Source organism: Mycobacteroides chelonae, from assembly GCF_016767715.1.
Lineage (GTDB): Bacteria > Actinomycetota > Actinomycetes > Mycobacteriales > Mycobacteriaceae > Mycobacterium > Mycobacterium gwanakae.
Map to the genome: position 1 here is coordinate 2535752 of NZ_CP050145.1, position 26230 is coordinate 2561981.

Sequence of the window (26230 nt, forward strand, 5' to 3'; positions counted from 1 at the left end):
TATACGTCACACCGAGGATCAGGCCTAGCAAGCGTGCCGACGCTTCGATGGACCGGCCGCCACTTCCCATTATGGGGCAGCGGCGGAAAAATCGCCGCTCAGTAGTTATTGCAGGAGTTGGCGACCTGGTTGATCAGGACGGTGTACTCCTGAACGGCCGGCATGCCCCGTACCTCGTTGACCATCTGCTGGCGCTTCACCTTGGGCGACGCCACGAACTGCTGCAGCCAGGCACCGGCGATCGGATTCGCGTTCACCTGCTGTGCCGCCGCGGGCGACTGCTCGTTCAGTGCCGCCATGATCTGCGGGTATGTGCATGTGGTGTTGACGATGGCCGTCACATCCGGGTCGGCGGACGCGATTCCACCGCCTGCAACCAGCGACAATGCGATCGCGCCAGAACCAACAATCAACTTCGCCGTCAAGGGCATTCTCGTCTACCTTCCACCAGTTCCCCCGACGTCCATATCGACGGTCGGCGAGATTCCGTTACGCACAACGCTAGCAGGATCACGAGAGTCCTTAGTCATGCTATCTACCGGCTGGTGAGCTCCAAATGGAAGCTCCGCCAACACGAATGACACGTCGATGGCGTGATGAAGCCCACTTTTGTATGGCCGAAAGTCACTGGCAGTGGGGATTTTGGCCCATGGCTGCCGCGCCGGGCGGTCAATAGTGTCGGGGAGGAGGAGCAGAGCCGCCCTATCGCATCGGAGGAGCCATGACCGCCACGACACCCAACCCCCACATTCTTGTCGGTATCGACGGATCGACATCGGCGCTCCACGCCCTGACGTGGGCAGGCGCCGAGGCCCAGCAGCGGAATCTGCCGCTGACGCTGGTGCACGCCGTCGATCACAGCAGCTTCGGGCAGGGTTACAACCTGGGGGCGTCGGCGAGCTTCTTTGATCACCTGGACACCGATGGCGCCGAGTTCCTCAGTCAGGCCAAGGACCATGTCTACGCACTGTTCCCGAATGTCGAAGTGTCCACGGTCAAGGCGGCGGGTAAGCCCGTCGCGATCCTCGTGGAGTTGTCCCGGAACGCTGTCATGACGGTGCTCGGGTCCAGCGGGCTCGGCGGATTCACCGGCATGATGGCCGGCTCGGTATCGGTATCGCTGACCGCGAAGGGCCACAGCCCGGTTGTCGTGGTGAGAGAAGCGGCGGGACCTGCAGGGCCGGTTGTCGTGGGAGTCGCCGATTCCGATTCCAGCGACGGCGCGCTTGCGTGGGCGTTCGAGGAGGCCTCGATGCGACACGCCGAGCTGGTGGCGGTGCATGTCTGGAACAACATTCCGCCGGGGTACGTCTACGCCTACACCGCGTGGAGCGCCGTCGATTCGACCACAGAGGAACGGCGCCAGGAACAGATTCTTGCCGAGCGTCTATCCGGCTGGCAGGAGAAGCATCCGGACGTACCGGTCCGGCGCGTTCTCGCGATCGGGCATCCCGCCGACGTCCTGCTCCGCGCGTCCGAGGGCGCGCAGTTGATCGTCACGGGAAGCCGCGGCCGCGGTGACGTCGCGGGATTCTTCCTCGGATCCACCAGCCATGCGCTGATTCACAAGGCTGCTTGCCCGGTGCTGGTGACACCGCGGCCGTAGTCTCGATATGTGACCACCGCGCTGAAGGAATGGAGTGCGGCGGTGCATGCGCTGCTCGACGGCCGACAGCAGATTCTGCTGCGCAAGGGCGGAATTCACGAGAAGCGTTTCACGCTCGCCGATTCCCGGTTCCTGCTCTTCCCGACGATCGTGCACGGCCACGCCGAACGGGTGCGACCGGAACACCATGACGTACTCGAGCGTGCCGCCGCCGATAGCACCGAAACCGACGTAGTGGTGCGAGCCGGGGCCGAGGTTGTCGCCGCAATCGAGGTCACTCGGGCCGAGGCGCTCGAAGAGATTGCGTCGCTGCATATCTGGACAGCCGAATCCATTCGTGAGGACCGCGTGGATTTCCGGCCCAAACACCGGCTGACAGTCTTGGTGGTGCGTGCGTACCCGTTGGTCACGCCTGTGAGAATTCCCCGTGACGACGGGCATGTCGGCTGCACCAGCTGGGTGCAGCTCGAGGTCAACCCGCGGTGGGGCACACCGGTGCACACGGAAGGAACACTTGCCGAGGTCGCTCAGCGGGTCCGCGAGTCTGTAGGTGCGTGAGGGAGCTCGGGGGTTGGTGTCCCACCGATAGCGTCGAGCCATCGCCGGCGTACCGGACCCCACCGGCGGTCGAACACCAGGGCCCGCTGCCGCGCTCGTTCGAGCTTCTCCGGCGAGTAGCGCCACCGCGCCCACGGGGATGTCGGGCGGGCCAGGCGAACCGCCGCCCACCAGGCGATGGGGGCGATGAAAATGCCGATCATCGCGGTGGGGTACTTGCCTTTGAGGGCGGTGAGCGCCACCAGCCCCAGGTGTACCAGCAGCAGCATCACCGCGACCCCGCGAGCGATGGCGATGACGCCGGTCAGGCCATCCACATTGAGCGGCGAGACACCGACCGCAGCCAGACCGATGCAGGCGGTGGCAAGCGTGACCATATCGACCGAAAGCTGACCTTCGTTGGACCAGTAGACGTCCTCCAGATGGAAGATCATCGCGAACTCGTCGAGCACCAGCGATGCGCCGATCCCCACCAGTAGACCGGCGAAGTATGTCCACACCGACAACGGCGGAGAGCCGAGCGCTGTGAACCCCCCGACGATCAACAGGATCACGCCCGGCACGGAATGGTGGATGTGGACGCCGCCACCGGAGATGTTGTGAAACGGGCCCCGCCCGTCACGGATGAGCCGGGTAATGGTGCGCGTCACCACGAAGGTCACCACGAACGCCACGAAGCCGAGCAGCAAGGGACCTTTGTAACCGTCCACCACGTCGTACTGCCACCAGGTATCCAGCCAGGCCACCTTCGGATGTTAGCCGGTCAGAGGTGCGGTACCGGGAAAAGAGAGGGGGAGATCCCCACGGCGTTGCGCGTCAAAGTAAGGTCGCCCTCACCCAGCGCTGGGGAGCAGCCCCGCGCGCGAGTGAGGGAGTGCTGTGACCGCCCAGCCGGATTTTTCGTTGATCGTCGGCTATGGCACCGATATGGGCAACGCCGAGGACGCTGCGATGTCGTTCTCCGAGGCGCTGGAAGAGGCCACCGGAATCAAATCCGAGGCGATCGAGCTCAACCAGATTGATGTCGCGGACTTGCAGTCGGCATCGCATTTCGTCGCGGTGGTGTCGACATTCGGCGATGGCGAGTTCACCGACAACGCACTGCTGTTCTGGGAGGCGATCAGCGCCGAGGCGGCAGGCCGGCTGGAGCACCTGAGTTACGCGGTGCTGGCGCTGGGTGACAGCAGTTACGAGTTCTTCTGCAACGCGGGTCTGCTGCTCGATCAACGTTTGGAGGCGCTCGGCGCGGTGAAGCTCACCGACCGCGTCGATGTGGATGGGCCGTATCTGCAGCCCTCGAAGGAATGGACCACCGACCTCGTCAAGCGCCTGTCCGCGGGCCAGAGCGATGCCTCCACGCCGGCAGCCGTGACCGAGACCCCCACACAGCCCAAACGCGACCGCAACGAACCTGTCGAGGCCCGATTGCTCGTCAACCGGCTGCTCACCACCACCGAATCCGACAAAGAAGTGCGCCACTATGAAGTGGACCTCACCGGCTCCGGAATCTCCTATGAGGCAGGTGATTCGATTGCCGTGCACGCGAGCAACGACCCTGCCCTTGTCGCGGCGATACTTGCCGAACTCGGCGTAGACGCCGATCATCGGGTGACCGGTCACGACGAGCCCCTTGGTGAGCTGCTCTCAGATCACCTGGAGATCCGTACTCCCTCACGCACCCTTCGCGGTCTGGTGGCTACCCGAACAGATGACACTGACGCTGTCGTGGCCCTGGGCGGCGATGTCGTGCCCGCGCCGGGTTCCTGGTTGTACGGGAAAGATGTCCTCGACCTGATCAGGTTGGGGGAGTTGACCGTTGACGAGCTAGTGGACAACTTACGGCCGCTTCAGTTCCGCGACTACTCCATCGCCTCGAGTCCTCTCATCCATCCCGACAGCGTGCACTTGACCGTGGCGACCATCCGGTACACCGATGCCGAACGCACCTATGGCGGAGTGGCATCGACCTTCCTGGCAGATCGTGGACAGACGATGCGGGTGCATCTGCGCCCCAACCACACGTTCCGGCTACCGGCGGCCGACGTACCCATCATCATGGTCGGTCCGGGCACCGGTATTGCTCCGTTCCGCGGTTTCCTGCAGGAGCGGCAGGCCACGGGCGCCTCGGGGCGTTCATGGCTGTTCTTCGGAGACCGGCGCCGCGCCACTAGTTTCCTCTATGGGGAGGAACTACAGGGCTTCGTGGATTCGGGCGCGCTGACCCGCCTCGATCTCGCGTTCTCCCGTGACGGTGCTGAGGGGGAACCGAAACGGTATGTCCAGCACTGCATGTCGGAGAACGCGGCGGAGTTGTTCGCCTGGTTGCAGGATGGTGCGTACCTGTATGTGTGTGGCGACGCCGACCATATGGCCAAGGACGTAGACGCCACCTTGCATGAGATCGTTGCTCGCTGCGGGGGGATGGACGCCGCTGGTGCCCATGCGTACGTCAACGATCTCATCAAGAACCATCGGTACGTGCGCGACGTTTACTGACGGTTCATTCCCGACCCGCAAGCCACTTGTCGAGCACTCGCCGGTCCCGTTTGGTCGGCCGCCCGGCACCACGATCACGCGCGGCGACCAGTACCGGTGGGACAGCGGGCTGTGCAGGTGTTCGGTCGAGATAACAGGTCACCGCATCGACGGCGCCAACCCGTTTCTGGATTACCCGCACCACCTTCACGACTCGCGTGGTGTCACCGACCCGAGCGCGAACCTCGTCGCCGGGGGACACGGTCGTCGACGGCTTCGCCGGTCGATCGTTGATTCGCACATGTCCGCCTCGGCATGCCGCGGCGGCGTCCGGCCTGGTTTTTGTCAACCGGACCGCCCACAGCCACCGATCGACGCGGGAGGATTCCATGCCCTCCATCATGAGGTGTCCTGGTGCCGAACTTCCACAACCTTCTAGACGCGCAGTGACAGGATCCGCTCGATCTCGCGCTGCAGCCGTTCGTGATCGAACGGTGGGAAGCCGAGGGCGGTGGCCGTGCGCACGGACAGGCGTGCGAACAGGTCAACGGTCCGTCGCAAGGCGTTGAGGGTGTCGACAGCATCGAAATGGCCCCAGCACCCGTTGAGCTCCTCGCGGATGTCCGAGTCCATCCAGCTGCTCATCCGCGAGCCCAGATATCTGGTGTCATGAGCGGTGCCATGTCTCACGGTGTGATCCCACTCGATGACCCGCAGCAGTTCCTCCTTGAGGTCCTGGTCACGTAGCTTGGCCGACCAGAGTTCCTCGCGCACTATCGATTTCGCACACATCAACGCCGCGGCGTAACCCCAGTGCAGACACTCCTCGAACTCCTCCTCGTCCGGTAGCGCACCCTCGGGCGCGCCCACCGACTCCGGGTCCGGCGCGAGATCGTCTTTGTCGAGAAGGACCAGAAAGGGTCTGTCGTGCCGCGCGGTGACCAGATCTTCGGCAGGCACCAGGGTGAAGTCGAGCTTGCCGCCCGCGTAATAGATCAGCCGGGTGGGGTACCCGGTGTCTTCGTCTTCTAGGCGCTCGACCACGAGGACCTCACCCAAGTCCGACCACCAGGAATCGTCGTCCGCTAGGTCATCGGGATCGGGCGCGTACAGCTCGATATCCCGATCCGATAGGACGTGATCATCCCCGTTGGCCGCGGATCCGGTGACAATGACCGCCCGGACGGCGTCTGTCTCAGCGGCCCACGCGACCAACTTCTCAAGCACCTCACCGTAATTCACGCCTACATCCTTGGCTCGCGGAGCCGCTGTTCTCAAGGGCTTTTCCGCGTGTCTGGCAGGTGTGTCCGGCGCGTCGCGTTGCCCGCTAGCCGGCGTTGTTCTTATTGGTGCCGTCCGGCACGAACGGGTTCACACCGGGTGGTGTCAACGGATTGGCGCCGTCGTAGGTCGGCTGATGGGCGCCTTGCTGGTACTCGATGTCACCCGGCGCCAGGCACGGGTCAAACTCGGTGGCGCTGACACTGGGCTGGTTCGCGTAACACACCGGTGGGGGTTCCGGTGCAGCCGCAGCGGCCGGCGCCCCGATCAGTGTCACGATCCCGAGGGTCATTGCCGAACCCACTGCCGTCAACACGTTCATATCCATGCCTCTCTGCACGTCGAAAATCCAGCTAATCTGTCTCGCCGCGTTTCGCGGCGTGTCAATTCATGGCTATCTATGCATATATCATTTTCAGAGGAACTGTCTACATCGATCAGGGGGAAATCAGGAAGCTCTCATGGTGAGCTCAGTTAATACTCAGAATACCGTCGCCGGGTACGGGTATAGGTCTGATCCGTGAGCTATTCAGAGTTGCGCGGAGCGTTCGGGACCGTGGGCGAGCAGCATCTCGACGAGCTGCTCGATCAGCTCGTCCTCACCGACCGCGACGTCCTGATGCAGCCACGCCGCGACGGCCTGGCCCACGCCCCCGATGATGAAATGGGCCAGCACGGGCAGGTTGCCCTGATCGTCGCGACGGAACCAGTCGCGTAGGTGCTGGGCGAACAGCGAGACGAACATCGCGGTGGCTTCGAACCTCTTGCGGACCAGTACCGGGTTGACCTGGCTGGGGCTGTACAGCAGCTGTCCGATGCGCCGGTCGGCGTTGATGACGCGCACCACGCTGGTGATACCTGCTCTGACCTGCAGGCGCGGTGGTGCCGCGGCCACCTCGGCCTCGACCGTCGAGGCAAGCCCCTCAACTGCCCAATCGAAGATCGCGACGGCGAATTCGTCCTTGTCGGCAAAGCTTTCGTAGAAATAGCGTTGCGCCAGGCCGGACCGCTGACAGACCGCGCGCAGGGTGAGGTCGCCGGGTCCTTCCGGGGCGCCGAGGATGTCCAGCCCCGCTTCCAGCAGCTGCTGCCGACGCCGGGCCAGGCGTTCGTCGGCAGGTAGGCCGCTGTAGGAGCGACCGGCGGGGGATGACACCCGACCAGTCTTGCAGGAGCCGGTGTTGCCGGTTCAGGCTCTGCCAGTCACGGCAAAATCGGCGCCATGCCGTACGTGACCGATATGAGCCTTGTCGGCACTCTTCGGTCACGTACGGCGTGCGCTTGTCGAGTCGTCTTCTGGAGTCCGGGCTAACGAGCGCCGCCCGCTCCGTCCTGTTCGGCCCACTCGATACGCCATCTGTCGAGGACTGACTTAGCGGAACCTTCGTCGATTTCGACGTGATCTACATCGTTGTGTCCGAGGTAGTAGCGGCGTATGTACTCGGTGGGGTGCCACTCCAGGTCCCGGCCGAAGGCCTCGTCGATGGGAGGGTCTGTGTGGACCCGCCTGACAATTCCTGCTGGGTTTTCTGGTGTGCGACCACCAGCCAAAAGCGCGTAGAAGGTGACTGGTGTCTTACTCATTTACGTTTTCCGTTCGGCGGTAGAGATATCGACGAGCTGCCACTCGGGCGTGGGACCGCGTCGAACGCGTGATTCAGTTTCTGCTGCAGTTCATTGGCCCGCTGCGGTGAGGTACTAGGAAGGCGTTCTTCCTCATATAGGGAGTGCGCCTGCGTCTTGGTATCGAAGCTCGCGGGCGTGTGGAACTGGACTTCAAAGGTATGCCCCGTTGTCGGTTCGCGCCAGAAGCTATTGATGCCTTGATAACCCGGCTTGTCCCATGTGTTCTTGAACTTGACAGGCTCGTAGCCTTCCGCGACCAGGCGATCAATCGCCCGCTGTGTGTTCGCGGTGTAAAGCTCATGGGGCGATTGCACGGTGTATCTCACAGAATCCTTCATATCCGCAAGGTGCTCGGCAGTGCTCAGATTCGGAGTCGTCACGATGGACGTGTAGAGCTTCCGTTTGAATGATTCTTCTGTCTTGAGCCGCTTTGCCAGACCTGTGAGCTGACTGCCCGGCGCATTGTCAACGATGCCTCGGAGGGATTGGGTGATAAGGGGTTCGGCCCGCCGTGCCTGTTCCAGAAACTTGTTGGCCGCGGTGTTCTGCTCAGAGTTGAGTGAAGCTCCACTGCTGTGGGACCTCCATTCGCCATTCGTACTGGGCGAAGGGCGCTGTTCGCCCTTGGCGTCTGCACGATCACCTTCTTTGTGACCCTCTACGTGCGGGGGGCGTAACGCTTTTGAACCGTCTTCGCGAGTCTTGACAGCGTGCCCCGGTTGCGTGCTCGCTGGCTTACCGCCGGGTTTGTGATCAGCTTCGGGACCCACGCCGTTGCCTCCGGCGCCGGATACTCGTGCGGTCTCGGGTGTACCTGGCTTGGGATCTGTTAGTGCTCGCTTCTCTTTGGTCGGAACGCCGCCGCCGGCGACATCTTTGGTCGCCGTGGACGGCGAATCTGCCGAATGCGGGCTGGGCGGGGCCTTCGGCTTTATCGCCGTCGAATGTCCAGGCGCATCGGTGCCGCCAGAAGACTTCGTGCCGGTGTGACCGCCTTGGGTGCCGCCACCGTGCTGTGTTGGCGAATTCCCTGCAGCACGGGGAGTCTTTGACTCATGGCCGGGCCTGGCCCCAGCTGATCCTGAAGCCCCAGAGCCACCAGGTCGCGAACTACCAGGGCCGTGCGACCCAGCAGCAGAGCTGTGCGACCCGCCTGAATCATGCGAACTGTTGCCACTACCCGGATCTGCCGCAGCCGTCGCAGCCAAACCCAACCACCCAGCAGCTCCGGCTGTGGCTAGAAAGCTGGCCGTCACCACATTCACACAAAAGCGATATCCGCTCATGACACCCTTCTACATCGAAAGAAACAATGAATCTCTACCCGTGGACGCAACGTAAGCGGCGGGCAAATTGATTGAAACATGTTGCAGTACAAGTAATTTGATAGATTTTGGCGATTGCAGTCACTATCCGGAGGTGGCCACATCCATCCAGTGGTGGCCAGTCAATCGAGGACGGGGCAACGTCCACTTCGGCCCGCCACTAGACGTCGGTTCCGCTTGGGGCTTTGGCCCCGTTTCCCGCCATATCGGTCCGGATGTGTGTGGACGATCCTGGTCGTTCTGTCAACAAAAACGACGGCCACGGGAGTGGGTGTGGTCGTCATGTTGTCCGACGCTGTGGTGAAACGCACTTGCAGGAGCCGGTGTTGCCCGGGGAGCCGACGCGCATTAATCTGAATGCGCTTGCATCCAGATTAATGCGATTCATCGCCTTCACATCACCGACTCGACGCAACGGAGTGCACATGGACCTGGCCTTCTCGGCAGAGGAAGAACAATTCCGCACCGAGGTTCGGGAGTTCCTGGAAGAGAACCTCACGGAGGACCTGCGTTCGGCCGGGCGCCTGCAAACGAGTGTGTACAGCGACCATGAGGCGAGCCTGCAATGGCAGGCGATCCTGCATGAGAAGGGGTGGGCCGCGCCGGCCTGGCCGGTGAAGTACGGTGGTCAGCCCTGGACCGTTGCGCAGCATTACATCTTCGCGGTCGAGTCGATGATTGCCGGGGCGCCGGCTCTGTCGCCCATGGGTATTCGGATGGTTGCGCACGCTATCGTCAAGTTCGGCACCCAGGAGCAGAAAGACTTCTTCCTGCCCCGCATCCTGACTGGCGAGGTGTTCTTCTGTCAGGGATACAGCGAACCGGAATCCGGCTCGGACCTGGCGTCGTTGCAGATGTCGGCCGTCGCCGATGGTGACGACTTCATTCTGAACGGCTCCAAGATCTGGACAACCCATGCACGCGAGGCGAATTGGATGTTTGCTCTCGTTCGCACCACCAAAGGCCCAAAGAAGCAGCTCGGTATCACCTTCATCCTCATCGACTTCACCTCGCCCGGAATCGACGTCAAGCCACTGGTGATGAGCTCGGGGGAGGAGGTGCAGAACGTTGTCTTCTTCGACAACGTGCGAGTGCCCAAAGCGAATGTCCTCGGTGAGATCGACGAGGGGTGGACTGTCGCGAAGTATCTTCTCGAGTTCGAGCGCGGTGGTGGGGCAGTGGCACCCATGCTGCAGGTGGGTCTCGATCAGTTGACCGCTGCAGCCCAATCAGCACCCACCGAGAACGGCACCCTGGCAGCAGATCCCTTGTTCCGCGCCAAGCTTGCCGACCTTGCGATTCGTGTCGACGTGTTGGAAGTTCTTGAGCACCGCGTGCTCGCGGTTGTCGCCGGTGGCGGTAACCCCGGCACGGCCTCGTCGATGCTGAAAATCCTTGGCACCGAACTCTCTCAAGCGTTGACCACGCTCACGCTGGAGGCCGCCGGTCCGCGCGGTCGTGTGTATCAGCCCCATGTCACGAAGCCGGGCGGCCCGGTGGTCGAGTACACCCCGCCCGCCGATGGGTACCACAGCGGTGAGCTATGGCAGGCGGTGGCACCGCTGCACTATTTCAATGATCGGGCTGGATCAATTTATGCCGGTTCCAACGAGATTCAACGCAACATCCTCGCCAAGGCCCAGCTGGGTCTCTGACAGACAAGAGCGAACATCACCATGGATTTCAATCTGACCGACGAACAGCAACTCCTCAAGAACTCTGTCTCGGACTTCCTGTCCAACCGCTATGCCCTGGACACCAGCCGACGTGCGGCGCGCTCGGATGTCGGCTGGCAGCCGCAGGTGTGGAAGTCCTTTGCCGAGGAACTCGGCATCCTCGCCGCGCCACTGCCTGAGGAGCGCGGTGGTTTGGGTGGCGGCGCGGAGGAAGTTCTTGTCATCGCCGAGGTGCTCGGGCAGCATCTGGTGGTCGAGCCATTCATCGGCACCGTGGTTCTTGGTGGCGGGCTGCTGCGGCGCTCGAGCACTGACCTTGCCGCAGAACTCGTTGGCGGAATCGCGTCCGGCGATGTTGTCACCGGATTTGCGGCCCTGGAACCAACTTCCGGCCAGGCATTCCATTCCGTGCGGACCACCGCGCGCCGTGATGGACAGCACTGGTTGCTCGACGGGGAAAAGATCGTGGTCAGTGACGCACCGATCGCGACCCATCTGATCATCACCGCGCGGACCTCCGGTGATGCGGCCGACACCGCGGGTCTCACACTATTCGCGATACCGTTCGATCCCGCCGATCCGCCATCGGGGATGGACGTACACCACTACCGGACGATCGATGACCATCACGCCAGCGATCTGGTGATATCCGGCCTGCGCGTGCCGGATTCGGCGCGCATCTCGGAGGTGGACGAGGCGTGGCCGCTGATCGATGCCGCACTCGACGAGGCCACAGCCGCCACCGTGGCCGAGGCGGTGGGGATGCTGCGCAAGGTCCTTTCCGACACCGTCGAATACACCAAGCAGCGTCAGCAGTTTGGTGTGGCGATCTCTAATTTCCAAGCGCTGCAGCACCGCATGGTGAATATGCATATCGAGGTCGAGCAGGCGGTCGCGGCCTCGTACCTGGCCTCGCTCAATCTCGACGGCGCACGCCGTACCCGGGCGGTGTCGGCCGCCAAGGCGACCATCGCGCGTGCGGCCAGGCTGGTGGGGCAGGAGGCGGTTCAGCTGCATGGCGGCATGGGTATGACCGAGGAGCTCGCCATCGGACATTACTTCAAGCGTCTTACCGTGATTGAGTCGGAATTCGGCAACCGGGATTTCCACACGACGCGGTATCAGCACGCGCGCGGCTAAATCTATCCGACGAGATTGATCACCAGATTGATCGTGCACGCGATGATTACGGTGCCGTAGACGTAGCTGAAAAGACAGTGTTTCAAGACCACGTCGCGGATGTGCGACTCGGTGACGGCGGTGTCAGAGACCTGATATGTCATGCCGAGATTGAAGGAGAAGTAGTAGAAGTCGACGTAGCGTGGCGGCACGGTGGAATTGAAGTCGATTCCACCGGGGGCGTCCTGGTAATAGATCCGCGCATAGCGGGCGGCGTAGATCGTGTGCAGCATCGCCCACACGGTCAGTATCGCTCCTATGCACAGGCCCGCGTAGATGCCCTTGTCCTCGTCATTGGCAGAGATCAGAAGTATTCCGATTGCCGACAGGCTGGCCACCAGTATCAGCAGCATCGCCACATCGCCGAGCTCGTCGTCCATGTCCTCACTGCTCGCACGCGCACGCGTCTGCTCTGGATCCATGGGCCACAAGACGATCAGCGCCCACCCGACACTGATGGCCGCGGCGACGATCACCACCGCGAGCAGGGCAACTTGCCAACGCTGCAGCAGCGTCCACGTCAGGATGCCGGCTGCCAACCCCACCACGAGTGCGATCCAGAATCGTCTGGTGCCGGTCATGACTCTCCCGCTCGTATCGTCTAGCTCGCAGCGGCTGGCCTAAGCCAACATTCGCGGCTAGGGATGGGGTGTGCTGGTCGCCGTCGTCGTGGTCGACGTGCGGTTACTCGGTGACGGTGCGTCGTCGCGGTCCTGCCACGCGATGAATAGTGCGGTGAATATGGCCGCCGAGAACACTGCGGCGGCAAGAAACCACAGGAACGGTCGCTGGAACCAGCGCATCCGGTCGGTGTCACGGTAGTCGCCCGGTCCGGGGCTGAAGGTCACCTCGGGGCGAGCGGCGGTGACCGGCGTCGAGTAGTCCTGATACTCCTGCAGTTCCGGGGAAGTATCGGCTTGGGACCAGGCAAAGCTATCGGACTCGACGGTGTCGATGGGCTTGGATGCCGGGCTTTTCGCGGTTTCCTCGCCCGTCGGCACCGGCCGCATCATGGTCGCTTCGAGCGATGGTGTCTCGTCTGGTTGACCGGCCATGACGGCGGCCCCGAATGCGGCGGCGAGCTGGGGCTGTGGTGCGGCGATGATCGGGCATCGCAATCGTTCGGAAAGCTGCTGAGTCACAAGAGGAATGCCGGCGCCGCCCCCGATGGTGAGGACGGTACTGACGCCAGCGGAAGGAATGTTGTTGCGTTCCAGAGTTTCTTGGATGGTTGTGATCAACGCGGCTAGCGGGCCTCGGATCCGGTCTTCCAGCTCGCTGCGGGTGAGCCGCACATCGGCGGTGAGGCCGGGAAGCTCGACGGGAACCACGGTGGTCGTATCGGTAGACAGATGCTCCTTGGCCGCGCGACACCGTTCACGCAGGCGGGTCAAGGCACCCAACGATGCGGTGCCGTCCGGATCCTGGTCGAGGCCGGTAAGGACCTGGGCCAGGAGTTCCTGGTCGATACGTTGTCCGGAGAAGTCGCGATGACGAACAGTCTCGCCGACGGGCTCGAAATTGCTTGTGGCGTCGGCCAATGTGATGCTTGTGCCCGTTCCGCCCAGATCACAGACGACAACCACTCCGTGATTGGGGACGCGATCGCGCAGGCTCACCAATGCCGCGCGCGCATCCGGCACCAGCTTCATCGGCCGCCCGCCTGGCGCCAGGGCAGGCACTTTGTCGATGGCGGCGCGCAACGCGGCGATGGACTGCGCGCCCCAATGCGCGGGGATGGCGGCCGCGAGCGCCGGGGGAGTCTCGAAACTGGCCACCACCGCAGCGTCGGCGATCATGACCCGGATGGCTTCTGCCATGACCCAATCGGCGCTGTGCACCGATCCGTCAGCACCCACGATTCCGACGGGATCTCCGACGCGATCGACAAATCCGGTCAGACCCAGGCCAGGCTCCTTCGGGATGCCGACCTCGGAGGGCCGATCGTCATGCAAGGTGAGCATCGATGCCCGCACGACAGGAACGCCGTCAGGGTTGCCGTCGGTGGCGACCAGCTGTGTAGCCCCGATCGACATTCCGAGTGAGTTCATTCCCTACCTGTTCGCCTGTTCCATTTGTGATTCTAGGCGGGTGCCCTTCGTGGAGAACCTAAAGGGCGTTCGCATCGATGATCGCGGCGGCGAAATCCTTGGGCGCCTCCTGCGGGACGTTGTGGCCGATCCCGTCCAGGATCCGGTGGGAGTACTTGCCCGTGAACATCTTCCGGTAGGTTGCCCCGTCCTTGGCCGGCCCGTCGAAATCGCTACCGATCGTGATGGTTGGCACGCCGATGGTTGGCTTGGCCGCCAGCTTGGACTCGACGGCGTCGTAGCGTGGTTCGCCCTTGGCCAGCCCGAGCCGCCACCGATAGTTGTGTATGACGATGTCGACATGGTCGGGGTTGTCGAAGGCGCCGGCCGAGCGGTCATAGGTGGTGTCGTCGAAGTTCCATGTCGGTGAGGCGTTGTGCCAGATGAGCTTGTTGAAGTCGCGAGTGTTCTGCCGATATCCCCGCAGGCCACGGTTGGTGGAGAAGTAGTACTGGTACCACCAGCCAAGTTCCGCCTGTGGCGGCAGCGGCTGCTGGTTGGCTTCGAGGTTCACGATGATGTAACCGCTGACCGCGACGAGTGCCTTGACACGCTCGGGCCAGATCGCGGCCACGATGTCGGCGTTGCGGGCACCCCAGTCGAATCCGCCGAGGATGGCCGACGGGATCTTCAGCGCGTCCATGAAGTCGATGACATCGCTGGCAAGTGCGGCTTGTTGACCGTTGCGCACGGTGTCGGCGGACCTGAAGCGGGTACTGCCGTATCCGCGCAGATAGGGGACCAGAACCCGGAATCCTTTGGCGGTCAGAAGCGGCACCACGTCCAGATAGCTGTGAATGTCATAGGGCCAACCGTGCAGCAGAATCACCGGTGGTCCATCGGGTGGGCCCTCATCGACGTACCCGACGTTGAGCGGGCCCGCGTCGATCTGTTTGAGCGCAGGGAACTGTGTGCGCGGTCGCGTCGCGTCGACACGGGCACCGTTCGAGCATGCCCCGAGGGCCGTCGCGCCGACCGCCGCAGCGAGCGCCATTGTGGAAAATCCGCGTCTGCTGATCATGTGGGGGAGCCTAATCATCCGGCATCACTGACCAGCGGCTGCAGAACGACTATGCGACGATGAGCCGATGGACGCAGCCAAGCTGTTTGTCGCTGGCGTAATCGTCGCCGGTGCCACGCTAACCCTGTCGGTCCCCGCCATCGCGGATCCCGGGGTGCCCGGACCTGCACCGGGACCCTCGACTCCGGATGCGGCAGCAGCTGCCACCGGCCCCCTGGGGCCTCCACCTCCGCCACCGGCTCAACCGGGGGTTCCCGAGATCGCGAACCCGACCTACGGCTCGGGGTCGAGCGGTCCGTTGGGGACCATCCGCGACCTGTGGCATCAAGCCCACGACGGTCCACTCGATACTCCCGAAGGCGTTACCGGACGGCCCGATGGTGCGGGTCCCGCTCCGCAGCTGCCGCCGGGATACATCTCGACAAATGCTCCAGAGTCTTCGAATCCGGGAAGGATCAGGGACCCCTATGCACCGGCACCCTCGGGGCCGCCGCTACCACCCGGATATACCTCGTTGAAGGATCCCGCGCCGCCCGGCTATGAACCCGCGGCTCCGGGCCAGGGCAGCCCTGCCCCATGAGCAAGCAGGTGCCTGGTGGGGTAGTGCACACGTTGCCCGCAGACTTACGCACCGCACTGATCGGGAACCCCACGGCCCTGGCCTTATGGCGGGACATCACCCCGCTGGGTCGCAATGAGTTCATCTGCTGGGTGGAGGATGCCAAGCAGGACGCGACGCGGGAACGCCGGATTCGGCGGACCCAGGAGGAGCTCGAAGAAGGAAAGCGACGGCCGTGTTGTTGGCCCGGATGCAAGCACCGCGAGCGCACCGGTAAGTAATCAGGCGTGTAGACCAGTGGCTCGGCGGGTATTGCGCTCACTCAAGGTCATTGGGAGGTCGCTATGCGTTTACGCCGGAGCACGCCGGCCGCACCCGGCTTCGCGCGAAAACGGCGGGGTGGGGGGTTTGCGTACTACGCCGTCAATGGCGACCTGTTAACCGATGAGCAGACACTGCGTCGAATCAAGTCGCTCGTCATTCCACCTGCGTGGAAACAGGTATGGATCAGCCCGCATCCCAATGGACACATACAGGCAGTCGGAAAGGACACCGCGGGCAGGCGTCAGTCCGGGCTCTGCTCCGGATCAACGACGGATCACATCGTCTTCTGCAGTACCGTAACGGTTCTGGGCGCCAAGAGATTCATTCCGGAGATCTGAACGATCACTTCAGGGATTTGGTGGGCAACGAACTCAGCGTGAAGGATCTGCGCACCTGGCATGCGACGGTGCTGGCGACGGTTGGTTTTGCAAAGGCGACGTCCGCCGCAGACCCAAAACAGCGCGCCAAAGTGGCATCGACTGTCATGAAAGATGTCGGTACAGCCTTGGGTAATACCGCTGCCGTCGCCCGCGATGCGTACGTCGACCCGCGTGTGGTGTTGAGTTACGAGCACGGACGGACAATCGGGGCGGCAGTCCGGCGCGCAGCGCACAAGAAAACCGAAGTGGCCGAGGCAATCCTGGACAAGGCGACTTACCAACTCATCCGCCGCGCTAGCAGGCTGTGAGTTTCTATTCGGCCACGAAGTCCAGTTCGTGTTCCCATACCCAGTCTGCGATGGCGGGATCATCGCGGCCGTGCTCTCGGGTGTATCGACGGGCTGCGATACGGGCATCGACCATGTCCTGTCGAAGGTTCGCTGCCCGGCCATCCATTCCGTCGACTCTGTCGATCACATCCATGACCAGGTGGAAGCGGTCCAGGTCGTTGAGCATCACCATGTCAAACGGAGTGGTAGTGGTGCCGCGATCCTTGAACCCGCGGACGTGCATCCGGTCATGGTTGGTGTGTCGATAGGCGAGCCGATGGATCAACCACGGATAGCCGTGATAGGCGAAAATGATCGGTTTGTCCGGCGTGAAGAGTGCATCGAAGTCGCTGTGCGACATGCCATGCGGATGCTCGGAATCAGGTTGTAGTCGCATGATGTCCACGACATTGATCACGCGGAATGCAAGTTCGGGCAGTCGCCGCCGGAGGATGTCGGCGGCGGCCAGAGTTTCCAAGGTGGGTACATCCCCGGCACAGGCCAGTACGACATCCGGTTCGTCCGAGGTATTACCTGCCCAATCCCAGATTCCCAGCCCTCGTGCGCAATGCGCCCGCGCGGTATCCATTTCCATGTAAGTCAATGCCGGCTGCTTGCCCGCCACCACGACATTGACGCAATGGCGGCTGCGCAGACAGTGATCGGCGACTGCGAGGAGGGTGTTGGCATCGGGAGGAAGATAGACGCGCACCACTTCGGGCCGCTTGTTGGCCACATGGTCGATGAAACCCGGGTCCTGATGGGACGCGCCGTTATGGTCCTGACGCCAGACATGCGAAGTTAGTAGGTAATTCAGCGAAGGGATGGTGTGCCGCCAGGGGATCTGAGCGCTGCTCGACAGCCATTTAACATGCTGGTTGAGCATCGAGTCGATGATATGGGCGAAGGCTTCGTAACAGTTGAAGACGCCGTGTCTTCCGGTAAGTAGATATCCCTCCAACCATCCTTGGCAGAGATGTTCGGAGAGTACTTCCATGACCCTGCCCGCGGGCGCCAAGTGTTCATCTGTTGACTCGGTACGCGCCAGCCATGCTTTGTCGCTGCTTTCATAGACCGCCGACAACTGGTTGGAAGCGGTCTCATCGGGCCCCATCAGACGGAAACTCATCGGGTTACGTTCGATGACATCGCGAAGGTACGAGCCCAGAACCTTCGTGGCCTCCGCGTTCACTGTCCCGGGTCGTCCTGTGGCCACGGCGTAGCGATCCACGTCCGGAAGGTCGAGGTCACGCGCCAACGAGCCCCCATTGGCATGTGAGTTACGCCCGATCGCCTTCGGGCCATGGGGGGGCAAGCTCGGCGACCCCTGGGCGTAGCGCCCCGTGGTCGTCGAACAGCTCGTGCGGACAATAGCTCTCCATCCAGTCCGCAAGCTGAGCCAATTGCGAAGGATTGGTACGGCATTCGGCGAGGGGAACCTGATGCGACCGCCACGTCCCTTCCACGGGCACGTCCTCGACCATCTTCGGGCCGGTCCACCCCTTGGGTGTATGCAGGACAATGAGCGGCCAACGGGGAAGGCGTACCGTCTGTTCCCGACGGAAATCCTCCTGAATGTCCGCGATGCGGCCAAACGCCCAGTCGAATGCGGAGGCCAATTGCTGGTGAACCTCGGCGGGGTCGTCGCCGCTCACCATGCAGGGATCGTGGCCGTACCCGCTCAGCAGCGAATGGAGATCTTCCTGCGGAATTCGTTCCAGCACCGTCGGATTCGCGATCTTATAACCGTTCAGATGCAGTATGGGCAAGACCGCACCATCCGTGGTCGGGTTCAGGAACTTGTTCGAGTGCCAACTGGCCGCCAATGGGCCCGTCTCTGCTTCCCCGTCCCCAATGACGCACGCGACCACCAAATCCGGGTTGTCGAAGGCCGCTCCGTAGGCGTGGGCGAGCGCGTATCCGAGCTCGCCGCCCTCATGGATCGATCCGGGAGTCTCAGGTGCCGTATGACTGGGAATACCGCCAGGAAAAGAGAACTGCCTGAATAGCTTTCGCATACCCTCGAAGCTCTGATCGATGTGCGGATAGAAATGGCTGTAGCTGCCATCGAGGTAGGTATTGGCGACGACGCCCGGTCCTCCGTGCCCCGGCCCGGTAATCAGCATAACGTTGGTATCCCTTTGGCGGATAATTCGATTGAGGTGTGCATAGATGATGTTGAGCCCGGGGGTGGTGCCCCAGTGGCCCAGCAGGCGGGGCTTGATATGGCTAGCGGTGAGTGGTTCGCGCAGCAGGGGATTATCCAGCAAATATATCTGGCCAACCGACAGATAGTTGGCTGCTCGCCAGTAGGAGTCGATCTGACTGAGCTCCTGGTCGGACAGCGGCGCTCTTGCTATCACACTCGGCACAAAACTACTCCGTCTCTCGTGGCCAGTCGTACGTCACCGCTTGCCTACCCGTTTCCCATAGCGCCAAACGGGTAGGACTATTGGATGTAGCCGTGGATCGGAGGTGGGAATGGAGAGTGCAGCTTCGTCGGACTCCGAGGTGCAGGCAGATTTCACCAACCTCATGGGCCAACTGGATCACCCGATGTACGTCGTGACTGTGCAGGGAACCGATGGACCTTCGGGTTGCCTGGTCGGATTCGCGACGCAGATCAGCGTGAATCCACCGCTGTTTCTTGTCGGGCTGTCGGAACAGAACCACACGTGGCGGGTTTCGCAGGCCGCCAGCCATCTGGCAGTCCACGTGATACCTCCGGCAGAGGGCGAGCTGGTACGCCTTTTTGGCGAAGAGACCGGGGACAACGTTGACAAGTTCGCGAGGTGTGCCTGGCATCTGGGTCCGCATGGCGCAGCGATACTCGACCAATCCTCGGCCTGGTTCGTGGGCGAGATCCTGGCGCGCATCACACTCGGCGATCACATCGGCCACGTGCTCTCACCCGTCGCCCTCATGCGGCCCGACGAGTCGCATGGCTACGTAACGTTCAGCGATGTCACGGGGCTCACCCCCGGCCACGAAGCCTGAGAAGCGCGGCTTCTCATACCAAATATCCACTCCCCGAGAAGAAGTCAGCGAAGCGACGCCCGAACCCTGCTGCTGATCGGCGCGCGGTCCGGTACGCGTGGATTCGCCATAGGGTGGTGCCTATCGGAATATCCGCTTAGTGTGGGGGAAGCAGATGTGGCGCATATGGTCCGCATGAGAGGACGGGGCCCGCTGGCAGCGGCCCGCCATTGAATGCACGCGCAGCTCGCCGACGTGATCGGCCAAACCGCAACGAGTTGCGTCGTGGACAGCGTTGAGAGGGTTCACTATATGGAATGCCCTGTGGATGTTCCGGATACCGGGCGCCCGGCGGCTAAACCGAAACCGGGCGGTGCGGCCGACGACTATTCGGATGTTCCTGATATGTTCCTGGCCCTCGTTGGCATGCCGTCCGATGGCGCCGCGTATCAACGTGGCCGCGAGCAGATTGTGACCAGATGCTTACCGCTGGCAGACAATGTCGCACGCCATTTCGATCGCCGTGGCGTCGACCTCGAGGACCTGGTTCAAGTCGCGCGGGTCGGATTAATGAATGCGGTCAACCGCTTTGACCCCGAAAAGGGTGCGAATTTCCTGGGTTTCGCTGTTCCCACCATGATGGGGGAGGTGCGTCGGTATTTCCGCGATCACGGGTGGTCAATGCATGTGCCGCGTGCGATCCGGGACAGGCATGTCCAGATTGCCAGGGCTACCGCGGAACTGACCCAGGCGCTGCAGCGTGCGCCCACAGCCAGCGAGTTGGCAGCGGAGCTGGACATCAGCCGGGAGGACGTCGTTGAGAGCCTGGTCGCTGCTGATGCCTATCAGCCACAGTCGATCGAGGCGCCTCTGACCCACGGAGATGACGAGTCCAAGCATGTGGGTGACCTGCTCGGTGGCATCGACCCGGCGCTGGAACACGTCACCAATCGCGAGGCGGTACGCCCGCTGTTGGCGGGGTTGCCGCGTCGCGAGCGCGCAGTCCTCGAACTTCGATTCTTCAAAGGCATGACCCAGAGTCAGATCGCCGACCAGATCGGCGTATCCCAGATGCACGTGTCGCGGATCCTCAGTGACACCCTGCGGCATCTCCGGGAACAGTTGCAGTAGGTCAAAAGCGTTTCGGTGGATTGAATAGCGTCATCGCCGGGTATGTGTATGTCCAGCGCCACATGCTGGAGGTGAATCGTGGACGTACTGCGACTTTTACAACGCTTCGCAGGCTTCGTGCGGCAAGGCTATCCGCTGAACGCTCCCGGGGTCGGGTACTGCCCACTTGTGGCACTCATGCCGAGCATTCGGGCCAACGAACCCGATCAGGCTCATGGTCATCAAAATTAGCTTTACAGCGTAAACACCTGACCGGGTAGGACGCCCATGTTTGCGTTGGGGCATCGCGGCAGCTAGAAGCATTGTGCACGAACGCGAGTCGGCGTAGCGTCATCATCAGGTTGAGTCCACAGCCGCGCAGGATCTGTAGATGCCAGTGCAGCGTCGGGCTTCTATATCGGGCTAGTAGCCTGGTGTCTCCGATCCGAAGAATGCACACTTCGATCGATGGAGTCATACATGTCTATCATTGACCAAAATGCATCACGTTTCGCGGCTCGATCCAAAACCGGTGTTATTTCCCTGTTTTCATCAACGGACGACACTGCGGCGTTCACGGCTCACTGGCACCGTCCGTCTGCGATCCTCGTGCGCGTCACGGGTGAGATCGACGCGGTCAACGCCGGTCACCTGACGGAGTATGCAACGCGCTATCTGGACGGGCACCGCGCTTTGGTGCTCGATCTTGAAGGGCTGCGGTTCTTCGGAACCGACGGCTTGGTGGCACTCGACGAGATACGCCGCCACTGTGCGATGGAAGGGATCGACTGGTCGGTGATTCCCGGACGTGCGGTGGCCAAGCTGCTCGACATCGGCGGGGACAGTAGTACTTTCCCACTGAGCGATTCGATACCTGAGGTCTGGAGTAAGTTGGCGCTGTAGTCGAAAAGTGTTGTTTCTGAGATAGTTAACCGTGGGCCACGTGCACTGTCGCGGTGGTGTGCCGTCCCGTGCTCATCGTTATGCCGACGATACGACCAGCCTCATCAGCCGAGGGGTCCCGCTCGAATACTTCGATGTGGTCTACCAGCGATCTGAGGACATGCCAGCTGAAGCTGTCGATCGGAAACACGTCACCGGTTAGGCACTGCGTAAACGCCACGATGCCCAGACGATCTGAATGAAAATCCAACCGAACGGTCAGCGTGGCCTCGGATACCGACGCCCGGATCAGCCGAGTGCACGCTTCGTCAGTGGCTAGTTTCAGGTCAGCCGCCGTATCCATGTCGACATCGTCGAACGTTGCGGCCGCGCCTACGACGGTACGTATCATCGCCAGATTATCTAGCCGAGCAGCTATTTGGAGCGTGAGAGACCGATCGCCCGCATGACTGCCGGATTCAGTGGAGTCAGTCTCGGTCATATCTCTCCCAACATTTCCTGCGTTCGAGATTACCCGGATCATCGGCGCACAACCAATACCTGCACGTAGCCGTTCGGCATCCACGCCAAACTCTCCGCGTTGCCGATGTAGGTAGGTAACGTCAGCATACGTCTTCTTCTGCTGCCATACAGGCCGGGATAGCTGATCGCTGATCGTTCTTGTGAGGCGGCTTGCATCGCGTTCGCGTGGAGAAGGGGCGCGTCTCACTGGCAAAAATGGATAAGCCCGCCTTGCGGCAACGCAATTCGCGGCCCTTCTGCAGTGCTTGCACCTTCATGATAGATGTGACCTACCCCGTGAGCCATGGACTCAATCATCGATTGCGCGACTCATGAGGAGTCGGTGCTCTCGTGTTCCTCAAGCCCCACTGCGTCCAGCAGATCCGCACGGTCTCGGCTCAATTTCTGCGCCAAGTTCGGGTTCATCTGTCCCAGCGCATCGGCGATGTCGGCCAATCCGTCGGCGATCCCGTTGAGCTTCTGCTGTACCGCATTGTCTGATCGTCTTTGCGTGTTCTGTAAAAGTGCGACCAGCAGGAAGGTAATGATGGTGGTCAGCGTGTTGATGATCAGCTGCCAGGTGTCGATGTTGAACAAGATGAACGTGGGGGCCCACAGCACCACGATCAGCACGCACATCACAAAGAACCATGGTTGCGAGACATATCCGGACATCAGCGTCGCGAACTTGTCGAATGCGGAAAGCCGCTGGTTCACCTCGGACGGATACACGACTGGACCGTCCGGGTGGGCGCCACTACGCATCGCTACGCTCCTCCTGCTTCTCGCCCGAATTACCCCAAGCGGTAACTAGTTAAACAGTCGGGCGGCGCCAGGCGCGAGAGCGCGATTCCCTACTGGCCGGCTTTGTTCAATCGTGTCGTGGTTCCGAATGTTCCTGGTGCCAAGCGTCTTCCATTTCACGGACGCGTTTGCGTTCGATGTGGAGCCAGAGCCACCCAAGAACGAAGAATACGAAGGCCGAAACGCCTGCAATCGATGCCCAGCCGTAGTACCGATAGCCGGCCGCAGTGAGTCCCAGCACCACCACGGTGATACCGAACGCGATGAGCGCCAATCCTGGCCAGGACGCTCTGTCCGTCAAAGCCTCGCCGGCGTGTGGGCGAAACGTGCGGGCATGATCCACTGGGTCGTCAGCTGACTTGTGCATGCGGTCTCCTAATGGCCAGGGGTATGACGGTATTCCGTTGCTACCGTGCGAGATGGCTTCCGGACAATGGTCATGCCTCAGCAATACCCGCGATCCCGTTGATCAAACTCGGGGGTGTGGTTAGGTCGTCATCATCCGTCCGGCCAGCATGAGGTTAACCACCATGAGCAACAGCAGGAACCAGCCGGCGCCCTGCCAGATCCACCAGCTCTCCCGCCGCTTCCAGCTTCGGTAGGTCTGGACAAACGCAACAATCCCGCCAATCAAGAGCACCGCCGGCGAGGCCAGCGCAATCATTGGCGTGCCGTGCCGTCCGCAAAGCGCCTCATCGACGTCCAGACTGATCGAATACTGTCCCATCCACATCACGGACGTGATCAGGGTGATTCCGGCAGCCACCACGACCACGCCGCTGAACCAGACCGCTTTTCCGAAAGCCTTCTTATCCCGTGACTTTCGTGTTCTGTCGCTATACATCGGAGCGTTCATCTGCGCCCTTCCCTGGGTCCCGCGTGAGCAGACTTCCCGGACGGCGCGTGGTCAAACTCCTACTGGGGAACGCGTTGGTGAGTAGTTAGCAGCAGATGGATCACCCCACGGTGGGATACACAGCGGCGCATCTCGCATCCACCATCACCAGAACAGGTTGAGCAGACGTGGCGGGAGCACCCTCAGGCCGCCGGCGCTTTGATCGTCAGCCCCAGTCCGTACGGCACATGCGCAGATATCGGCGGGATCGCGCGGGTCTGCCACCGTCGCGGCAAGCCCCTGATAGTCGACGAGGCGGTCGCCGCGCAGCCCCACGGGCGCCGGCGGCCTGGAAGTAGATGGGACTGCGGGGAAGGAAGTGAGGCCGACCGGCGCATGGCACGGTCGGCCTCACTTTCGCCAGGTGGCTTGCTGGGCCCACCGCGGATATCAAGTCGGCGAGCGATGTTCTCTGGCACTACTACCCGCGCGAGCATGTACGAAACTACGCGGGGATCATTTCGGTCTCGCGTTCCCACGTGCGGTGACGACTGATCGCGGCTACGAAGGCTGTCGCGAACTCGGTCGGCAGCGTGTCATCCTCCGCGGTTGTCGTCACCACTCCGTCCTCCTCGACGACTTCGGTGGTGGTGGCGAGCGTCTCGACAACCGAAGCGGCGCGTAGGACGTCTAGGCCCGCGCCGAACGCCGCAATCGGCTTGAGATGTTTGTATGCCTCGGAGACGAAGTGCACGGCATACCCATTGCGTGCGAGCCGCCCCGCCGATCCGACACCGGATGGCACGACAACCGCGTCGTACAAGACGGAGGCCATGGTCGTCATGGCACGATCCACGGCCAGCTCACCGCCGAATTCTCCGGTCAAGGTGCCTCCCGCGGTCGGTGCAAGCACCTCGGCGACGGCATTGTTCTGATGCAGCACCGTCCGCAGCCACTCGACACCGCGCACGTCCACTCCGTCGGCGGCCAAGATCGCGATGCGGCGGGTCGCGATGGTGTCGGGCGACATGGCGAGCTGCGACAGGGCCGGCGAAGCCGGAAGAACGTCGTCAACAGATTGCATCGCAGGACAGGGTAAACCGAGCCGCAATGCCACTTCGGATGCCAGCTCATTGTCAATGAGATTGAGCTGATCGACCGTACGCGCGCGGATGTCGTTGTGCGGACTCACCTTCCCGAGCTCAAAGGCGAATGCGGAAACAATGTGTTCGGCTTCGATTACCGACATGCTTCGCCAGAACATTCTCGGCTGGCTGTAGTAGTCCTTGAAACTCTCAGCGCGTTCGCGAATCTTGTGGCCGTCGACCCGCTCCGTGTAGTGACGGAAGACACCGTCCTGCGCGAGCGCCGGGCAACCTGCGCCGAGGCTGTTCTTGGAGTAGCTCGTTTTGCCTTGCGGGATATCGTGCTGGGCGAAACCGTCCCGCTGATTGTTGTCGACTTCAGCAGTCGGGCGGTTGATCGGCAGTTGCGCGAAATTGGGACCGCCCAGCCGGATCAACTGAGTATCCAAGTACGAGAAGTTTCGAAACTGTAAGAGCGGGTCGTTGGTGAAGTCGATACCGGGGACGACGTTCGCGGTATGGAAGGCCACCTGCTCGGTCTCGGCGAAGAAGTTGTCCGGGTTGCGATTGAGGACCATACGTCCCACGGGCTGTACCGGAACCTGCTCTTCGGGAATGATTTTCGTTGCGTCAAGCAGATCAAACGGGAATCCGAATTCGTCGGATTCCGGTACGAGCTGTACACCGAGCTCCCACTCAGGGTATTGGCCCGACTCGATGGCGTCCCATAGATCACGCCGGTTGTAATCAGGATCCTTACCCGCGATCTGTTGGCACTCGTCCCACAGCAGGGAATGAACGCCGAGGGTGGGCTGCCAGTGGAACTTGACGAAGACGCCTTCGCCTGACTCATTGACCAGTCGGAAGGTGTGGACACCGAACCCCTGCATCATGCGGTAGCTGCGCGGCAGGGCTCTATCGGACATCAACCACATGATGGCGTGCAGTGTCTCGGGCTGCAGGGAGACGAAATCCCACAATGTGTCGTGGGCTGATGCGGCCTGGGGGATCTCGTTGTCGGGCTCGGGTTTCACCGCATGGACGAAATCTGGAAATTTGATGCCGTCCTGGATGAAGAAGACCGGGAAGTTGTTTCCCACCAAATCGTAGTTTCCTTGCGGCGTATAAAATTTCGTCGCGAACCCGCGCACGTCCCGCACGGTGTCAGCGGAGCCACGTGAACCTGCCACCGTCGAGAAACGCACAAACAGCGGTGTTCGCTGTCCTGGTGTGGTGAGGAACTTCGCGGCAGTGAACTCCGTGAGCCAGTCGTCATAGGGTTCGAAGTAGCCGTAGGCGCCGGCGCCCCGTGCATGTACAACTCGCTCGGGAATCCTTTCGTGATCGAAATGGGTGACCTTCTCCCGGGCATGGAAGTCTTCTAAAAGTGTTGGTCCGCGGGCGCCCGCCGCAAGGGCGTCATCGGTGTTATCGATGCGAACACCTTGCTGTGTGGTGAGATACCCGGAGCCACGGCCCACTCGAGCTGTATCCAGCTGTTCCTGTTTCGGGTTCGGCGTGCTGTCCACTGTGGTCTCCTTTTGGCGCGAAAGTACTGCGGCCGGGTACCCCGCTCGCAGCATGAAC

General features: G+C 61.9%; 27 protein-coding genes and 3 pseudogenes. 12 read left to right on the plus strand and 18 right to left on the minus strand.

The genetic code is table 11. From position 1 onward, the window contains the following. Positions 1-98: 98 nt before the first annotated feature. Entirely contained in the window at positions 99-431 is a 333-nt protein-coding gene (locus tag HBA99_RS12430; RefSeq protein ID WP_030097882.1) for a hemophore-related protein, read from the minus strand. A gap of 290 nt (positions 432-721) precedes the next feature. Here HBA99_RS12430 and HBA99_RS12435 point away from each other — a divergent pair, with 290 nt between their 5' ends. Both HBA99_RS12435 and HBA99_RS12440 read left to right on the plus strand, forming a co-directional pair. After that, positions 722-1606, plus strand: a complete 885-nt coding sequence (locus HBA99_RS12435) for a universal stress protein (RefSeq protein WP_070930860.1) — start codon at positions 722-724, stop codon at positions 1604-1606. Positions 1607-1615: 9 nt separating this feature from the next. Further along, complete coding sequence (locus HBA99_RS12440) at positions 1616-2164, plus strand: DUF1802 family protein (RefSeq protein ID WP_070930859.1); 549 nt, start codon at positions 1616-1618, stop codon at positions 2162-2164. Here the strand turns inward: HBA99_RS12440 and HBA99_RS12445 are convergent. Continuing rightward, positions 2134-2910 (minus strand): hypothetical protein, encoded by a 777-nt coding sequence (locus HBA99_RS12445; protein ID WP_070930858.1) that lies wholly within the window; start codon positions 2908-2910, stop codon positions 2134-2136. The genes HBA99_RS12440 and HBA99_RS12445 overlap by 31 nt on opposite strands. Before the next feature lie 133 nt (positions 2911-3043). Between HBA99_RS12445 and HBA99_RS12450 the strand changes: the two genes are divergently transcribed. Beyond that, positions 3044-4660 carry a diflavin oxidoreductase gene (locus tag HBA99_RS12450; protein WP_070930857.1) on the plus strand — a complete coding sequence of 539 codons (1617 nt, stop codon included), beginning with the start codon at positions 3044-3046 and terminating at the stop codon, positions 4658-4660. Between the two features lie 4 nt (positions 4661-4664). On the opposite strand, the gene HBA99_RS12455 is transcribed toward HBA99_RS12450, so the two are convergent. From HBA99_RS12455 to HBA99_RS12485, 7 genes are all read right to left on the minus strand, one after another. Beyond that, complete coding sequence (locus tag HBA99_RS12455; RefSeq protein ID WP_030097877.1) at positions 4665-5030, minus strand: RNA-binding S4 domain-containing protein; 366 nt, start codon at positions 5028-5030, stop codon at positions 4665-4667. A gap of 44 nt (positions 5031-5074) precedes the next feature. After that, on the minus strand, positions 5075-5881 hold the full coding sequence (locus tag HBA99_RS12460) for an aminoglycoside 6-adenylyltransferase (RefSeq protein ID WP_070952487.1): 807 nt from the start codon (positions 5879-5881) through the stop codon (positions 5075-5077). Positions 5882-5966: 85 nt separating this feature from the next. After that, positions 5967-6242 (minus strand): hypothetical protein, encoded by a 276-nt coding sequence (locus tag HBA99_RS12465; RefSeq protein WP_057967782.1) that lies wholly within the window; start codon positions 6240-6242, stop codon positions 5967-5969. A 207-nt stretch (positions 6243-6449) separates the two neighbouring features. After that, positions 6450-7076, minus strand: a complete 627-nt coding sequence (locus HBA99_RS12470) for a TetR/AcrR family transcriptional regulator (protein ID WP_044105676.1) — start codon at positions 7074-7076, stop codon at positions 6450-6452. 152 nt (positions 7077-7228) lie between these two features. Then, entirely contained in the window at positions 7229-7504 is a 276-nt protein-coding gene (locus HBA99_RS12475) for a hypothetical protein (RefSeq protein WP_057967753.1), read from the minus strand. Then, a complete protein-coding gene (locus HBA99_RS12480) occupies positions 7501-8316 on the minus strand; it encodes a hypothetical protein (RefSeq protein WP_234798107.1) in 816 nt (271 codons plus the stop codon). Before HBA99_RS12480 ends, HBA99_RS12475 begins: the two co-directional genes overlap by 4 nt. A 161-nt stretch (positions 8317-8477) precedes the next feature. After that, entirely contained in the window at positions 8478-8723 is a 246-nt protein-coding gene (locus HBA99_RS12485) for a hypothetical protein (RefSeq protein ID WP_165615254.1), read from the minus strand. Positions 8724-9296: 573 nt separating this feature from the next. Here HBA99_RS12485 and HBA99_RS12490 point away from each other — a divergent pair. Next, on the plus strand, positions 9297-10526 hold the full coding sequence (locus tag HBA99_RS12490; protein WP_070949662.1) for an acyl-CoA dehydrogenase family protein: 1230 nt from the start codon (positions 9297-9299) through the stop codon (positions 10524-10526). 21 nt (positions 10527-10547) lie between these two features. Next, entirely contained in the window at positions 10548-11687 is a 1140-nt protein-coding gene (locus HBA99_RS12495) for an acyl-CoA dehydrogenase family protein (RefSeq protein WP_070952488.1), read from the plus strand. 2 nt (positions 11688-11689) lie between these two features. On the opposite strand, the gene HBA99_RS12500 is transcribed toward HBA99_RS12495, so the two are convergent. From HBA99_RS12500 to HBA99_RS12510, 3 genes are read right to left on the minus strand one after another with little or no spacing between them, the layout of a single operon-like run. Then, positions 11690-12307 (minus strand): DUF1345 domain-containing protein, encoded by a 618-nt coding sequence (locus HBA99_RS12500; RefSeq protein WP_070952489.1) that lies wholly within the window; start codon positions 12305-12307, stop codon positions 11690-11692. 57 nt (positions 12308-12364) lie between these two features. Continuing rightward, a complete protein-coding gene (locus HBA99_RS12505; protein WP_070952490.1) occupies positions 12365-13777 on the minus strand; it encodes an Hsp70 family protein in 1413 nt (470 codons plus the stop codon). Positions 13778-13835: 58 nt separating this feature from the next. Continuing rightward, positions 13836-14837, minus strand: a complete 1002-nt coding sequence (locus HBA99_RS12510; protein WP_070917698.1) for an alpha/beta fold hydrolase — start codon at positions 14835-14837, stop codon at positions 13836-13838. A 67-nt stretch (positions 14838-14904) separates the two neighbouring features. Between HBA99_RS12510 and HBA99_RS12515 the strand changes: the two genes are divergently transcribed. From HBA99_RS12515 to HBA99_RS12525, 3 genes and pseudogenes are all read left to right on the plus strand, one after another. Continuing rightward, a complete protein-coding gene (locus tag HBA99_RS12515; RefSeq protein ID WP_081346412.1) occupies positions 14905-15417 on the plus strand; it encodes a hypothetical protein in 513 nt (170 codons plus the stop codon). Beyond that, entirely contained in the window at positions 15414-15677 is a 264-nt protein-coding gene (locus tag HBA99_RS12520) for a YdeI/OmpD-associated family protein (RefSeq protein WP_070952491.1), read from the plus strand. The genes HBA99_RS12515 and HBA99_RS12520 overlap by 4 nt, the downstream gene beginning before the upstream one ends. 63 nt (positions 15678-15740) lie before the next feature. Then, positions 15741-16408 (plus strand): annotated as a pseudogene (locus HBA99_RS12525) (hypothetical protein). Between the two features lie 4 nt (positions 16409-16412). On the opposite strand, the pseudogene HBA99_RS12530 reads toward HBA99_RS12525, so the two are convergent. Further along, a pseudogene (locus HBA99_RS12530) lies at positions 16413-18801 on the minus strand (phosphoketolase family protein). Between the two features lie 109 nt (positions 18802-18910). Between HBA99_RS12530 and HBA99_RS12535 the strand changes: the two are divergent. From HBA99_RS12535 to HBA99_RS12545, 3 genes are all read left to right on the plus strand, one after another. Beyond that, the gene (locus tag HBA99_RS12535) at positions 18911-19426 is read left to right on the plus strand and encodes a flavin reductase family protein (protein WP_070924113.1); all 516 of its coding nucleotides are present in this window, start codon (positions 18911-18913) and stop codon (positions 19424-19426) included. Between the two features lie 291 nt (positions 19427-19717). Continuing rightward, positions 19718-20536 carry a SigB/SigF/SigG family RNA polymerase sigma factor gene (locus HBA99_RS12540; RefSeq protein ID WP_070924131.1) on the plus strand — a complete coding sequence of 273 codons (819 nt, stop codon included), beginning with the start codon at positions 19718-19720 and terminating at the stop codon, positions 20534-20536. A gap of 459 nt (positions 20537-20995) precedes the next feature. Further along, entirely contained in the window at positions 20996-21418 is a 423-nt protein-coding gene (locus HBA99_RS12545; RefSeq protein WP_070924114.1) for an STAS domain-containing protein, read from the plus strand. 25 nt (positions 21419-21443) lie between these two features. On the opposite strand, the gene HBA99_RS12550 is transcribed toward HBA99_RS12545, so the two are convergent. The 4 genes from HBA99_RS12550 to HBA99_RS12565 all read right to left on the minus strand — a co-directional run bounded on the left by HBA99_RS12550 (position 21444) and on the right by HBA99_RS12565 (position 23579). Then, positions 21444-21899 carry an ATP-binding protein gene (locus tag HBA99_RS12550; RefSeq protein ID WP_070924115.1) on the minus strand — a complete coding sequence of 152 codons (456 nt, stop codon included), beginning with the start codon at positions 21897-21899 and terminating at the stop codon, positions 21444-21446. 350 nt (positions 21900-22249) lie between these two features. After that, on the minus strand, positions 22250-22684 hold the full coding sequence (locus HBA99_RS12555; protein ID WP_070952492.1) for a low affinity iron permease family protein: 435 nt from the start codon (positions 22682-22684) through the stop codon (positions 22250-22252). A gap of 106 nt (positions 22685-22790) precedes the next feature. After that, complete coding sequence (gene usfY, locus HBA99_RS12560) at positions 22791-23090, minus strand: protein UsfY (protein ID WP_070924186.1); 300 nt, start codon at positions 23088-23090, stop codon at positions 22791-22793. A 120-nt stretch (positions 23091-23210) separates the two neighbouring features. Further along, positions 23211-23579 (minus strand): hypothetical protein, encoded by a 369-nt coding sequence (locus HBA99_RS12565; protein WP_070952493.1) that lies wholly within the window; start codon positions 23577-23579, stop codon positions 23211-23213. A gap of 84 nt (positions 23580-23663) precedes the next feature. Between HBA99_RS12565 and HBA99_RS12570 the strand changes: the two are divergent. Then, a pseudogene (locus HBA99_RS12570) lies at positions 23664-23930 on the plus strand (ornithine decarboxylase); the annotation flags it as partial. 133 nt (positions 23931-24063) lie between these two features. Here the strand turns inward: HBA99_RS12570 and HBA99_RS12575 are convergent. Beyond that, entirely contained in the window at positions 24064-26172 is a 2109-nt protein-coding gene (locus tag HBA99_RS12575) for a catalase (protein WP_070952620.1), read from the minus strand. Positions 26173-26230 lie beyond the last annotated feature (58 nt).